This window comes from Paraburkholderia sp. (assembly GCF_028283785.1).
In the GTDB taxonomy this organism is placed as follows: domain Bacteria; phylum Pseudomonadota; class Gammaproteobacteria; order Burkholderiales; family Burkholderiaceae; genus Paraburkholderia.
Window position 1 is genome coordinate 111,020 of the sequence record NZ_JAPWKB010000003.1, and the last position, 12,382, is coordinate 123,401.

At 62.4% G+C, this 12,382-nt stretch carries 14 protein-coding genes and 1 pseudogene; 8 read left to right on the forward strand and 7 right to left on the reverse strand.

Annotated elements, in window-relative coordinates:
• Nucleotides 1–86 precede the first annotated feature (86 nt).
• From PW947_RS02735 to PW947_RS02745, 3 genes are all read left to right on the forward strand, one after another.
• Nucleotides 87–356 carry a pentapeptide MXKDX repeat protein gene (locus PW947_RS02735; protein WP_299629478.1) on the forward strand — a complete coding sequence of 90 codons (270 nt, stop codon included), beginning with the start codon at nucleotides 87–89 and terminating at the stop codon, nucleotides 354–356.
• Between the two features lie 102 nt (nucleotides 357–458).
• Nucleotides 459–1,097 carry a cytochrome b/b6 domain-containing protein gene (locus PW947_RS02740; RefSeq protein WP_299629480.1) on the forward strand — a complete coding sequence of 213 codons (639 nt, stop codon included), beginning with the start codon at nucleotides 459–461 and terminating at the stop codon, nucleotides 1,095–1,097.
• Between the two features lie 15 nt (nucleotides 1,098–1,112).
• On the forward strand, nucleotides 1,113–1,889 hold the full coding sequence (locus tag PW947_RS02745; RefSeq protein WP_299629507.1) for a molybdopterin-dependent oxidoreductase: 777 nt from the start codon (nucleotides 1,113–1,115) through the stop codon (nucleotides 1,887–1,889).
• 59 nt (nucleotides 1,890–1,948) lie between these two features.
• Here PW947_RS02745 and PW947_RS02750 read toward each other — a convergent pair whose 3' ends face one another.
• Nucleotides 1,949–2,488 carry an alpha/beta hydrolase gene (locus PW947_RS02750; protein WP_299629509.1) on the reverse strand — a complete coding sequence of 180 codons (540 nt, stop codon included), beginning with the start codon at nucleotides 2,486–2,488 and terminating at the stop codon, nucleotides 1,949–1,951.
• 134 nt (nucleotides 2,489–2,622) lie between these two features.
• Between PW947_RS02750 and PW947_RS02755 the strand changes: the two genes are divergently transcribed.
• On the forward strand, nucleotides 2,623–3,078 hold the full coding sequence (locus PW947_RS02755) for an Lrp/AsnC family transcriptional regulator (protein ID WP_299629511.1): 456 nt from the start codon (nucleotides 2,623–2,625) through the stop codon (nucleotides 3,076–3,078).
• Here the strand turns inward: PW947_RS02755 and PW947_RS02760 are convergent.
• Nucleotides 3,075–3,551 carry an OsmC family protein gene (locus PW947_RS02760; RefSeq protein ID WP_299629513.1) on the reverse strand — a complete coding sequence of 159 codons (477 nt, stop codon included), beginning with the start codon at nucleotides 3,549–3,551 and terminating at the stop codon, nucleotides 3,075–3,077. The two genes, PW947_RS02755 and PW947_RS02760, sit on opposite strands and share 4 nt — an antisense overlap.
• Before the next feature lie 389 nt (nucleotides 3,552–3,940).
• Between PW947_RS02760 and PW947_RS02765 the strand changes: the two genes are divergently transcribed.
• On the forward strand, nucleotides 3,941–4,672 hold the full coding sequence (locus tag PW947_RS02765; protein ID WP_299629515.1) for a hypothetical protein: 732 nt from the start codon (nucleotides 3,941–3,943) through the stop codon (nucleotides 4,670–4,672).
• A gap of 241 nt (nucleotides 4,673–4,913) precedes the next feature.
• Here PW947_RS02765 and PW947_RS02770 read toward each other — a convergent pair whose 3' ends face one another.
• Both PW947_RS02770 and PW947_RS02775 read right to left on the reverse strand, forming a co-directional pair.
• On the reverse strand, nucleotides 4,914–5,924 hold the full coding sequence (locus PW947_RS02770; RefSeq protein WP_299629517.1) for a hypothetical protein: 1,011 nt from the start codon (nucleotides 5,922–5,924) through the stop codon (nucleotides 4,914–4,916).
• Nucleotides 5,921–6,142: a hypothetical protein gene (locus PW947_RS02775; RefSeq protein WP_299629520.1), complete on the reverse strand. Its 222-nt coding sequence runs from the start codon at nucleotides 6,140–6,142 to the stop codon at nucleotides 5,921–5,923. The genes PW947_RS02770 and PW947_RS02775 overlap by 4 nt, the downstream gene beginning before the upstream one ends.
• Here PW947_RS02775 and PW947_RS02780 point away from each other — a divergent pair.
• The 3 genes and pseudogenes from PW947_RS02780 to PW947_RS02790 form a co-directional block, all read left to right on the forward strand.
• Nucleotides 6,141–6,845, forward strand: a pseudogene (locus tag PW947_RS02780) (diguanylate cyclase); the annotation flags it as partial. The gene PW947_RS02775 and the pseudogene PW947_RS02780 overlap by 2 nt on opposite strands.
• 70 nt (nucleotides 6,846–6,915) lie before the next feature.
• Nucleotides 6,916–7,887, forward strand: coding sequence for an EAL domain-containing protein (locus PW947_RS02785; RefSeq protein WP_299629522.1), 972 nt, complete (start codon nucleotides 6,916–6,918; stop codon nucleotides 7,885–7,887).
• A gap of 210 nt (nucleotides 7,888–8,097) precedes the next feature.
• Complete coding sequence (locus tag PW947_RS02790) at nucleotides 8,098–8,598, forward strand: thioesterase family protein (RefSeq protein WP_299629523.1); 501 nt, start codon at nucleotides 8,098–8,100, stop codon at nucleotides 8,596–8,598.
• Between the two features lie 16 nt (nucleotides 8,599–8,614).
• On the opposite strand, the gene PW947_RS02795 is transcribed toward PW947_RS02790, so the two are convergent.
• The 3 genes from PW947_RS02795 to PW947_RS02805 form a co-directional block, all read right to left on the reverse strand.
• The gene (locus tag PW947_RS02795) at nucleotides 8,615–10,057 is read right to left on the reverse strand and encodes a sensor histidine kinase (RefSeq protein WP_299629628.1); all 1,443 of its coding nucleotides are present in this window, start codon (nucleotides 10,055–10,057) and stop codon (nucleotides 8,615–8,617) included.
• A 34-nt stretch (nucleotides 10,058–10,091) separates the two neighbouring features.
• Complete coding sequence (locus PW947_RS02800; RefSeq protein ID WP_299629525.1) at nucleotides 10,092–11,018, reverse strand: response regulator; 927 nt, start codon at nucleotides 11,016–11,018, stop codon at nucleotides 10,092–10,094.
• Nucleotides 11,019–11,394: 376 nt separating this feature from the next.
• Nucleotides 11,395–12,291: a LysR substrate-binding domain-containing protein gene (locus PW947_RS02805; RefSeq protein WP_299629527.1), complete on the reverse strand. Its 897-nt coding sequence runs from the start codon at nucleotides 12,289–12,291 to the stop codon at nucleotides 11,395–11,397.
• Nucleotides 12,292–12,382: the final 91 nt, after the last annotated feature.

The window sequence follows — 12,382 nt, forward strand, 5'->3', positions numbered from 1 at the left end:
ACGCATCGACCATGTTTTCGAAGCAGTTCGATCCAACCGGTAACCGGGGCCGTCGCGGCCCACGTATCAAACTACAAGGAGTTGTCATGAAGCGCATTGCAATCGCAGCATGTGCCGCAGCGTTGCTGGTCGGCGGTGGCTCGGCGTTCGCCCAGGCGAGCGGCGCGATGTCCGGTGATTCGATGTCGAAGGATTCGATGTCGAAAGATTCGATGGCCAAGGACACAATGTCGAAAGACAGCATGTCGAAGGACTCGATGAGCAAGGACGGTGGCAAGATGAAGCACGACACGATGAAAAAAGGCGCGACCGGCGCCGCGATGCAGCACGACGATGCCAACGGCATGAGCAAGTAGACGCGTTCGGCGCGCGCGTGAGGGCGGCCCTGCATCGCAGCACCCCGATGCCGGCCGACCCGCATCGTGCCCGACGGGCCACGCGACATACGGAGTTCGACGATGAATGCGATTCCCAAACCGGACACGCCGCACGCCAGTCCGCAGCCGCTGTCACGCACCATTCAGCCCGCGTGGGTGCGCATCTCGCACTGGCTCAACGCGCTCGCGGCCGTACTGATGATGCTGTCGGGCTGGCGCATCTACGACGCGTCGCCGGTGTTTCACGGCTTCAGGTTTCCTCCCGGCATCACGCTGGGCGGATGGCTCGGCGGCGCACTGCAATGGCATTTCGCGGCCATGTGGCTGCTGTTTTTCAACGCCCTCTTCTATCTGGCGATGAATCTGGTCACAGGCCGGATCGCGTCGAAATTCTTTCCGCTGTCGCCGCGTGCCATTGTTCACGATCTGGGCGAAGCGCTTAAAGGTCATCTGTCGCACGCGGACCCGAGCCGCTACAACGCGGTCCAGAAATTCGCGTATCTGTTCGTGATGCTCGATATCGCCGTGCTGATCGTATCCGGCCTCGCGATCTGGAAGTCCGTGCAGTTTCCGCTGCTGCGCGAACTGATGGGCGGCTACGACTTCGCGCGCGTCGTCCACTTCTGCGCAATGGCGTTGCTGGCCGGTTTTATCGTCGTGCATGTGACGATGGTTGCGCTCGTGCCGCGCTCGCTGCTCACGATGATTCGTGGACGCTAAAGGGAGAATCCAGCTGTGAAGCCATCCAGACCTTCTCAATCGAACCTCGACCGGGCGTCGCTGGAAATAGATGTGCGTCGCGAACTCGATATGCCGTCGCGGCGGCTGTTCGGCAAACGCATCCTGACGCTCGGCGGACTCGCGATGCTGACCGGTTGCAGCCTGTCGGACGACAAATCGGTCGAAACCTTCCTGTCGCGCGTGTCGAGACTCAACGACAGTGTGCAAGGCTGGCTGTTCGATCCGAACCGCCTCGCGCCGACCTACACCGAAGCCGAGATCACGCGTCCTTTCCCGTTCAATGCGTTCTACGGCATCGACGATGTGCCGCACGTCGACGGCAACGATTTCCGGCTGCAGGTCAGCGGTCTCGTGCAGGACAAAAAGACGTGGACGATCGCCGAACTCGACGCGCTGCCGAAGGCCGAACAGATCACGCGGCATATCTGCGTGGAAGGATGGAGCGCGATCGGCCGATGGGGCGGCACGCCGTTTTCGACGTTCCTGAAGCGCGTCGGTGCGGACACGTCGGCGAAATACATCGGTTTCAAATGCGCGGACGACTACTACGAAAGCATCGACATGCCGACCGCGCTGCATCCGCAAACCCTGCTGACCTTCACCTTCGACGGCGAGCGTTTGCCACCCCGTTACGGCTATCCGATGAAGCTCAGAATGCCGACCAAACTCGGTTACAAGAATCCGAAGCACATCATGGAGATCTTCGTGACCAATACGTTTCCGGGCGGCTACTGGGTCGATCAGGGTTACAACTGGTTTGGCGGCTCCTGAGTTTTCACGCCACCGCAACCCGATCGTCTCGACGTGACGTGACGTGACGTGACGCGGCGCTACGGCCGCGCGCCCGCGAACGTGCTGAACGACGCGAGGCCGTCCGGCCAGTCGCCCAACCCGCTTGCCGCATTCAGATGCCCGCGCGCGCCGACGTCGTGCAGCTCGCTACCCCATGCGTCCGCGCAGTCGCGAGCGTGCGCCGCGCTGCCGTACGGGTCGTCCGTGCTCGCGACGATCACGCCCGGAAACGGCAGACGCCCGCGCGGCAACGGCGCGAAGCCGCTCGCCGCCGACGGGAACGCCGGACCTTCCGGATCGGGCACCGCGACCAGCCATGCGCCGCGAACCGGCGTTGCGTGACGCGCGCCCCAGTGCGCCACCGCGAGGCATCCGAGGCTATGCGCGACGATCACCGTGTCCGGGCCGCTGTCGCGCACCTGCCGGTCGATTGCCGCGACCCAGTCGTCGCAGACCACGCGATCCCAATCGTCCACGGCAAGCCGCTGCCATGTCGGATGCGTCGATTGCCACCGCGTTTGCCAGTGTGCCGGTCCCGAATTGCCAATGCCAGGTACGACCAGAACGGGAAAATCCATGTGCCAGTTTCTCCATCGGTAAATAGCGTGAATAGAGAACCAGTGTAAAAGCGCGCGATCTCTGGCACCATCGTGTGACAAATGAAATCACGGTCGATCACGAATGAATCGACGGAATCTTCGGTCACACACAAATGAATTCAATGCAGATCGCGTTAGACCGGTTGGACTGGCGAATTCTGGAGATGCTCCAGTCGAATGCGCGCATCACCAATACGGAACTCGGCAAGCAGATCGGACTGTCGCAACCGGCGGTGACGGCGCGCATCAAACGGCTCGAAGAGCAAGGCGTGATCGAAGGCTACGCCGCGCGGATCAATCCGCGTCTGGCCGGGCGCGGGATTGCCGCATTTATCCGGATTCGCACGAGTCATGCGGAAATCGAGCGTTGCCTGAGCGCGTTCGCCGCGATGCCCGAGGTGCTGGAGGCGCACCGCATTACCGGCGACGATTGCTTCGTGGTGCGGGTGGTGGTCGAGGACATGTCGCAACTGGAAGCGGCAATCGATGCCCTCGCGCGGTTCGGGCCGGTGACGACTTCGGTGGTGCTGGCGAGCTATCCGCCCAAGTCGATCCGGCAGTCGCTTTAGCCTGGTTCGCGCTGCACCTGCGCGTCGCAGCGGATCGGGAAATTGACCGAGTTCGCGATATAGCACTGCCGGTGCGCGTCGTGATGCAGCGACGCCGCGCGTTCGATGTCGTCGCCCGCGCGAATCGTCACGCGCGGTTTCAGCACGATTTCCTTGAAACGCCCCTGCTCCGGACTGTCCAGCATCGTGCCTTCGGCGTCGTCCACATAGGCGAGCACGGCAATGCCCGCATCCGAGCACAGATGCAGATACCACAGCTTGTGGCATGCCGACGCCGACGCCACCAGAAGATCTTCCGGATTCCAGCGCGCCGCGTCGCCGCGAAACGCCGGGTCGGATGAACCGGCAATCTCCGGCTTGGTTCCCGCGCGAATCGTGTGTTCGCGGCCGTAGTCGCGATACCCGGATGTGCCGGTCCCCTTGTTGCCGTCCCACTGCACGGTCACCCGATACTTGTGCTCACCGTAAGCCACGCCCACTCTCCTTGAAGTAATACGCCCCGATCCGGACTTCGCCCCGCCATTGTGACATTACCGCAATGCCGCTAAGCCGGAATGCCGCTAAGCCGGAATGCCGCTAAGCCGGAATGCCGCTAAGCCGGAATGCCGCTAAGCCGCGTACATCGCGCAATTCGCCCCGCTTGCGGATTTCCCCAATGGCGCGCATTGGCTTTTATTCCACGCGATTGCCGCAGACATGCGAATCCGGCGGAAATGATTGTCCATTAAATCATCGCATTACTTTAAATAACGTCGCCCCTTGGCTTCGTGAGAATCTAGCTTGTCGTGCTTTTGCTTTTGGCATTGCACATCCTCGCCATTGCGGGCACGACGCCATTTCCACAAACCAAAAGGGGTAAAAAATGGACCGCGTTGATCCGGCCGTTCTGGCCGCAAGTATTCCCACGATCGCCACTCAAAATTTCGGACCGTCCACATGGCAAGGTCAGCATGAACTTCAGAAGCGCGAAGGACTGCCGTTTACCATACGTATCGTCAGCGACGATGCCGGCTTGCAAAAGGCCGTGCAGATGCGTCAGGCTGCGTATCGTCGTCATCTGCCCGAGTTCGCGGAGACGATGACGGTCGAAGCCAACGATCGCGCGCCGGGCTTCGCCGTCCTGCTCGCGGAGTCGCGGCTCGACGGCGGCGCGTTGGGTACGATGCGCATCCAGACCAATGCGCACGCGCCGCTGGCGGTCGAGCAGTCGGTTCAGCTGCCGGACTGGCTCGCTTGCGGCAGTCTCGCGGAGGCGACCCGTCTGGGTGTCGCGGGCGGTACGATCGGACGGATGGTGAAGGTGGCGTTGTGCAAGGCGCTGTTCATGTATTGCGCCGCGCACCGGATCGACTGGATGGTGATTACGGCGCGTTCGCCGCTGGATCGCGAATACGAAGCCATGCTGTTTGGCGATATCTTCGGCGAAAAAGAGTTCTTGCCGATGGCGCACGTGGGCGGCTTGCCGCATCGCGTGCTGGCCAAGCCGGTGATTGCGGCGCAGCGGCGTTGGGGCGAGGCGAACCATCCGCTATACCGGTTCGTATTCGAGACCTTCCATCCGGATATCGATGTTGTAAGCTCTCGTCTCGCCTGACGGTGCAAGCCGGATGCAAGCCGGTGCAATCAGACCGGGTAACAACGCAAGCAATTAAAGGTAATGAATTTAAATGCCTGGAAATAAAGGGCTGGTAAATTGACGGATGCCCGGATGTCCGGCCGCGAGGCCGGACTCCAGCACAGGTCGAACGGGGATAGCAACACCACGGCGCATCGGCGTATGGCCGGCACGCCAATCGAGGAAAATGTCCAATATGAAGTGGGTCAGGCTGTTTCCGCTATCGGGCGCCGCGTCCGTTGGTCGTTGCGTTGACTGGCTGCTCAGCCGCTTTGCGATCTACCTCGTGCCTGGCGCGATCACGCTCGGCACGCTGGCCGTGCTGCTCTGGGCGCCGCCCGAGCTCGGCACCGCCGACTTCACCACGCTCGAATTCCGCGCGCTGCAGGATCGCCCCGGCACATTGCAACCCGACGACGCGCTGCGCGCGCTGCAAGCCGCCCCATCGCTGAAAAAATTCAGTACGCATCTGTCCGAAACGCCGGTCTGGTTCGTGTTCAACCCGCCCGCCGTCAGCGCAGGCACCACCACCTATATCGAGTTCCCCTCCCGGCACGCGCAGACGCTCGCCTGCTGGTCGCAGTCGCGCCATGAACTGCTCGGCAGCATCGACCGCGCGGTGCGCACCGACCGGGTTCGCGAGACCGGCATCCTGCGGCCGGTCAAGGCCGGCTTCGCGTTCGAACTCGACGCGCGCACGGGCGGCGCGCCGCTGCTGTGCAAAGGCTCCTTCTCCGGTCCCGCGTACCTGACCGTCGTCGCCCGCGACGAGCGCAGCCTCCTGGTGTCCGCGCGCGACTTCGAGCAGCGTGCGTCGCTGATTACCGGCGGCCTGTTCACGCTGGCGATCTTCGTGTTCGTCACCGCGCTGATCAACCGCGAATGGACCTATGTGATTTTCGCGGTCTGGCTGATCGGCAACTTGCGGCTGACCGCCAATTCGCTCGGCTTCGATACCGAATGGGTCGGCCGTCTGGTGCCGCCCGACCATCTCGCGCTGATCCGTCAGCTGACCTTCGCGTCTTACTATCTGGTCACGGTCACGCTGTTCCAGCAACTGTTTCGCCGCGAACTGAAAGTCGTGAAAGTGGGCTGGGTCGTGCGCGGCGTGCAGGCGGGCGGCTGTCTGCTGATGATCGTCGCGCTGACCGCGTCGTACGAACACTTCATTCCGGTGCTGTGGGGCGTCAGCAGTTTCGGCATGCTCGCGCTGATCTTCCTGCTGGTTCAACTGGTCACGAAGGCGCGCTCGCGGACCGTGCTGTGGTACGTGTCGTCGATGGCGGTGGTGCTGTTCTCGATTCTCTCCGAAGTGATTTCCGCGGCGTTCGGCATCCGGATGCTGTTCGGCGGCGTCAATCCGGTCGTCACGGCGCTGCTGTCCAGCATGATGGCGGCGTTCGCGATCGCCGAGCAGATGCGCGCGGAGCGCGAGCGTCGGCGGCGCATGCAGATCGCATTACGAAATACCTACGACGTCACGCCGATCGGCCTGTTCACGCTCGACAGCGACGGTCACCTGGTCCGCGCGAACCCGGCCTTGCACGCGATGCTCGGCCTGAACGGCGCCGATCCGCAACGGCGCCACTGGCGCGATTTCTTCGGCGACGACGCATGGGACGCGTTGCATCGCCTCGCCGATCAGGAAAGCCCGGCGTCGATCGAAATCGAGAGCCGGCGCGACGACGGCAGCGCATCGCGCCGTTATTCGCTGAAAGCGCGCCGATCGTACGGCACGCACGGCACGATCGAAGGATCGCTCGAAGACGTGACCGACCGCTCGCGCGCAATCGACCGGCTGCATTTCCTCGTCGATCACGATCCGCTGACCGGCTCGCTGAACCGTCGCGGCATCGAAAAGGCGATCAACCGGCTGCGCGCCGAAAACCGCTCGTGGGCGCTCGCGTATATCGACCTCGACCGCTTCAAGCTGATCAACGATCTGTTCGGCCACGCGGCCGGCGACGACGTGCTGAAGCTGGTCGCGAACCGGCTCGCGCTGAAACTCGACGCGCGCTATCCGGTTGGACGGATCGGCGGCGACGAGTTCGTCTGCGTGTTCGAAGATGTGTCGATCGGACAGGCCACCGCGCAGTGCCGCGATCTGGTCGCCGCGTTGAGTGCGACGCCCTACCAGGTCGGCATGCGCTCGTTCCAGGTGAAGGCGTCGATCGGTCTGGTCGAATGCACGCCGCGCGACGAAGTGCACGCCGCGCGACGAAGTGCTCGACGCGCTCGCGCACGCCGACCGCGCGTGCCGCGAAGCCAAACGGACCGCGCACGGGCATCTGGTCACCTACGCGCGCGGCGCGCCCGCGTTCGAGGAACGCGCGCGCGAGATCGGTCTGGTCGAAAGTCTCGGTCAGCATCGGCTGCCCGACGGCCTGTTCCTCGTGATGCAACCGATCATGTCGATGACCGACCCGCACGGCTCGCTCGACTTCGAAGTGCTGTTGCGCCTGCGCAAACCCGACGGCTCGGTCACGCCCGCCGGTCCGCTGATCGCGGCCGCCGAAAGCTCCGGCAATACCGCGTCGATCGATCGCTGGGTGCTGTCCACGGTGCTCGAATGGATCACGACCCACCGCGAGCGGCTCGACCATACGCGCTTTGTCTGCGTCAACCTGAGCGGCGGTTCGTTGAACGACGAGCAGTTCATGGAAGAGATTTTCGGGCTGCTCGAACGGTATCGGGCGGTGGCGCGCTACCTGTGCCTCGAAATCACCGAAAGCGTCGCGCTGCACGATCTGGAAAACACCCAGCGCTTTATCGCGCGCGCGCACGAGATGGGCGCACGCATCGCGCTCGACGATTTCGGTGCCGGTCAAACCTCGTTCAAGTATCTGAAAGAGCTGTCCGCCGACGCGTTGAAGATCGACGGCGCGTTCGTGCGCACGATGTGCCAGCATCCAGCCGACACCGCGATCGTCGAGGCGATCGTTGCGCTCGCACGCAATCTCGGCATGCGCAGCGTCGCGGAATGGGTCGAGGATGTCGACACCCTGCGCGCGCTGAAGGACATCGGCGTCGATTACGTACAGGGCTTCGTGATCGGCAAGCCGCAGGAAAGCGAGGCGCTGCTTGCCGCGCAATCGGCGGCGAGCTTTATCGAACGCGCCGAAGTGCGGGAATTCGTCGATACCGAATGCAAGGCACCACGCCCGCTTTCAATCGAATCCGGCGTGCCGGGTTAACCGTAAAAAGCGCGCTGAAGCGACATTGAAAAAGACGGCTAACGGACCATTATCGTGACTCCGTTATCCGGCGCACGCACGAGATTGCGTGTTGTGCCCGGTAGCCAATACCCACTTAACGCATAACGCCAACAGAATACGGTGTGCGTCCCGTTCAGGGATGCATGCGCGGCTGCCGCAAGCAGCCATTCCTTTTTCAAGGAAAATCGTATGTTGATGCGTGATGCTATCCCCAATGTCCTGTCCCGCAGCCCGGCCATGTCTGTTTCCGGCGAGCCGTTGACGATGCTGTCCCCGAAGACATTTCATCACTCGTTCGATATTTATCTGAAAGACTCGAACGCGTTTATGAACACGTACTTCTCGCGTTATTTCGAATGGCAAGGCGTGTGCCGTGAGCGCTGGTTCCATGAGTGCATTCACAACGATCTGCTCGGCTCCGACGGTATGTTCGTGACCAAGCGTGCGCACCAGGAATACGTGCATGAAACCTTTCCGTTCCAGCGCGTGGATTGCTATCTGAATACGGTGCAGGTCCGACAGTGTTCGGCGTATCTGCTGTTCCGTTTCTACGTGGACGGACGCCAGGTTTCGCAGGGGTATCAGCAGATCCTGTTTGCAGGCCGCGACCGGAAAATCCGCCGTTTTCCGGAAGGCATCATCGACCGTGTGAAGGAATATGAATTGCCGGTATCGGCGCTGACGATCTGACCATGACCGTTATCGCCTAGCCTTCACCACCACCCCGACGCTGGGAACGCTCTTGCGGGTTCCGTACCGCCCGGTCCGCTGGCGAACCTGGCGTCGGCAGGCGCACGATAAACGTCGTGTGGACGCCGCGCGCCGACGTGCATTCGATGCTGCCGCCCAGCATTTCCGTGGCCCGCCGGCAGAACGCGAGGCCCATGCCCGCGCCGCTGCCGTGGCGCTTGGTCGAAAAGAACGGATCGAAGATATGCGGCAATACGTCGGGCGTGATGCCCGGGCCCGTGTCGTGAAACCGCAGTACGCAGAAGTCGCGCTCCTGCGACGCGCTGATCGAAATCTGCCCGTCGCCGCCGACGCGAATCGCATGCAACGCATTTTTCAGCAGGTTGAACAGCACGAACACCACCAGCGTATCCGAGCCGGAAAAGCTGAGCGCCGGGTCGATCGGCGCGACGTCGATACGCGCGCGTTCGTCGCTGCGAAACGGATAGCGTTCGAGCGCCGAGCTGACGCACGGCTGCACGGCATACGTGCTGAAGCGGCTGCGATCGAGTCGGTCGAGCGTGAACGACGCCAGCGCCATCTCGATCACCGCGCTGGTACCCGACACTTCGCGTCGGATCGCCGTCGCCAGCTGGCTGATGCGCTCGGACTGGCCGGAATGCGAATGGTCGTCGTACAGGCCGTGCGCGACCGCCAGCCGGTAACCCTTGAAGACGTCGCCCCACACCGTGGCGATCTCGTCCGCGTGCATCGCAATGGTGGCGAGCGGCGTGGCGACTTCGTGCGCAATGCTCGCGGCCAGCGCATACGGATGAATCAGGTGATAGCGCACGATCGTGATGGCCAGCAGCCCCAGACTCAGCGCGATAAACAGCACGCCCGGCGGATAAAACGAAAAGCCGTAGTTGACCGCGTAATCGACGGCGGCGAACGAGTACAGGCCGAGGCTCGCCACGCACAGATCGAGTCGCCGCCGCGCTTCGCCGCCCGCTTTCCGGCGCGCGTCGAGCAGCAGATAGCCGCTGCGCGCCGCCAGCAACACCGTCTGCACGACGTGCAACGGATGCAGATGCCCGGCCAGCGGATAGAAGCCGAAGAAATAGCGCCGGTAACCCGCGATCACCTCAGTGCCCGGCAGCAGCACCGCCAGCAGAAAACACAGCCCGTACGATGCCAGCAGCCACGGTCGCTCGCGCCGCCGCGCCGAGACTTCGGTGACGAAGTGATAGAACGTGGTCGGCAGAAACAGAATGAACAGATAGCCGAGCCGCACCAGCCAGCCCGCCATCTGCGGATCGTCGGTCTGGAACAGCAGGGTCCAGGTCGCCTGCCACGCGAAGGTGGTCGCGCACATCAGCAGGAACGGCACCGACAGCCGCGTCAGTCCTTGCGTGATCAGCACATAAAGGCCGAACACGATGAACATCGCGGACACGAAGGCCGTCGGGATGGCGTACATATGACTCAGCGCGTCGAACACGGCAATCCAGCGATCATGCAGACGCCCGTGGCTTCTGGTCTTTGCGCCAGTCGGCAAAGCTCAGCGGGCTGACATCGAGCTGCGCGGGATCGAGCGGCATCCAGCAATAGTACGCACCGTCGAAATCCGGAATGGCGCGCGGCGTCAGCGCCCTGAATTCCGCGTCCGGCTGGAAGGTTTCGTGCGGCCAGAACACCGGCATCGCTTCGCGGCGATCCATCACGTTGCGCAATTCCGCCGAACCGCCATTCGCGGTGACGGTTTCAGCGTGAAACGCCCAATCGTCGGCGCGCCACGCGACAAAAACGCTGGGCTTGCCGGCACGGTCGAACATCAGTACCGCATTCTGTTTGGGCCGCCAGTAATATTCGACAATATTCTCCGTTGCGATCAACGTGTCGATCACATTCCGGGTACGCGGATCGGAATAGGTCACGGCCTTTTCGACCGAGCCGAGACCGTTTTGCGAGCAATGCCAGCCAATCGCTTCTTTCAGAAAATGCGTCAACCGGCTGGCGGAATCGAGATCGCTTTTTCTCAGATATAAATCGACAATGCCGGCATTAAAAGCCTGCATCGCGATCCGCTCGTCGGCGACACCGGTCAACAGCACTTTCGCGCATTGCAGATTGGGAATCGACGACAGGAATTCGACACCGCTCATTTCCGGCATGTCGTAATCGACGACGATTGCCGCGACTTCGGAAAAGCGCGCATGACGGGCCAGAATGTCCCGTTCGGCAAGGCTCTCGACGCTGCGGGCGGTGCGCTCGCGCACGTGCTCGCGAATGAAGGCAAGCGCATGTTGCGGACGCGTGAAAAACAGATCGGCTGACATATCCGGGAAGTAACGCCGCAGTGCGCCAAGATAGCTGTCGCTGTCGTCGACGAAAACGACGGCTGCCGGATAGTAAACAGGGGGCCGCATAAAGTTGTTCATATTTTCATGTGCTGTGTCTTGCGCGACAGTCTCCATCCAACTCAAGCGAGCGTCTGCTGTTTTTGAATTGCCCTGTAATATTTTGTATTGCCGCTTTCAAAGAGACGGTGAATGTCTATTAGCGATCTATATACGGGACGGCCCTGACCCGCTTACATAGCTGCTTACATTCCCACTCTCTTTCTACTGCCCGCGAACGCCACAACCGTAACGATTCCCGATGATTCGTATAGTACCGGGACTTTGCATTTTCAGGACACACTTCAATGGCATTTTTGCAGCCCGTGCGAAATGAATCAGATCATCTGAATCCGAAAGCGGCAAATAATGCCGACGCGATCCGGCGCGCAACTTAATCCCAAACCTGATTCACGATTCACGCCGCGCGCCGCTCTGGCGACAGCAGGTCCTGAAGCATATCCATAAACGCCCGCACCTTCGCGCCCAGCAATCGGCGCGAGCGATAAAGCGCCCATATTTCGACCGGCGGCCCGCCGTCCACGCCCCATTGCACGAGCCGCCCCGCCGCCACGTCGCGCTCGACCAGCAGCTTCGGCAACAGCGCCGCGCCGACGCCCGCGACCGCCGCGTCGCGCACCATCAGCAACGACGACAAACGCAACACCGGCGTCGGCGCGAGCGAGCGGGTCTCGCCCGCCGTCGTGCGCACGGTCCAATACGGCTCGGACGCGGCCGCAGCGGGCGACATCACGCTCGGCACCGGCAGGTGCGCCGGGTCCGACGCGCGGGCGGCCGGAATCGACATCGTCGGCGCCGCGACCACCCAGCGCTCGTCGCTGAGAATGCGTCGTCCGATCAGCCGTTCGTCTTCCGACGGATTGATCCGGATCACCATGTCGTAGCCGTCCTCGGCGGGATCGACGATGCGATCTTCCGCGACCACTTCGACCTCGACCTGCGGATACGCCAGTGCAAAGCGCGCGGCAATGCCGCCCAGCACCACATGCGAAAACACCACCGGCGCGCTGATCCGCAAGCGTCCGCGCGGCACCGGCGCACCCGACGCCAGCGCCGCGCCCGCCTCCTGAATCTCGGCCATCAGGCCGCGCGTGCGTTCGTGCAGCTCCAAGCCCTCCCCGGTGAGACGCAAACGCCGCGAGCCGCGCTCGATCAGCCGCACGCCCAACGCGTCCTCCAGATCCGCGACCCGTCGCGAGAGGGTTGCCTTGGGCCGGTCGAGCGCGCGGGCGGCCGGTCCGAAGCCGCCGTATTGCGCAACCGCATTGAAATCGGCCAGCGAGGTCAAATCCATGATCGTTCCGTTGATGAGACGAGATGTCTCGATTCTGGCACTTTCAATGCTTTGGTGGAACGAATAATCTGTTTCTCACGGGCTGACCGCA

Coding starts and splice junctions, on each gene's coding strand:
- PW947_RS02805 (WP_299629527.1), bottom strand. CDS start 12,291: ATGGATTTGACCTCGCTGGCCGATTTCAATGCGGTTGCGCAATACGGC.
- PW947_RS02795 (WP_299629628.1), bottom strand. CDS start 10,057: ATGTACGCCATCCCGACGGCCTTCGTGTCCGCGATGTTCATCGTGTTC.
- PW947_RS02740 (WP_299629480.1), top strand. CDS start 459: ATGAATGCGATTCCCAAACCGGACACGCCGCACGCCAGTCCGCAGCCG.
- PW947_RS02735 (WP_299629478.1), top strand. CDS start 87: ATGAAGCGCATTGCAATCGCAGCATGTGCCGCAGCGTTGCTGGTCGGC.
- PW947_RS02790 (WP_299629523.1), top strand. CDS start 8,098: ATGTTGATGCGTGATGCTATCCCCAATGTCCTGTCCCGCAGCCCGGCC.
- PW947_RS02755 (WP_299629511.1), top strand. CDS start 2,623: ATGAATTCAATGCAGATCGCGTTAGACCGGTTGGACTGGCGAATTCTG.
- PW947_RS02775 (WP_299629520.1), bottom strand. CDS start 6,142: ATGCGCCGCCGACGCTCGCGCTCCGCGCGCATCTGCTCGGCGATCGCG.
- PW947_RS02750 (WP_299629509.1), bottom strand. CDS start 2,488: ATGGATTTTCCCGTTCTGGTCGTACCTGGCATTGGCAATTCGGGACCG.
- PW947_RS02765 (WP_299629515.1), top strand. CDS start 3,941: ATGGACCGCGTTGATCCGGCCGTTCTGGCCGCAAGTATTCCCACGATC.
- PW947_RS02800 (WP_299629525.1), bottom strand. CDS start 11,018: ATGAACAACTTTATGCGGCCCCCTGTTTACTATCCGGCAGCCGTCGTT.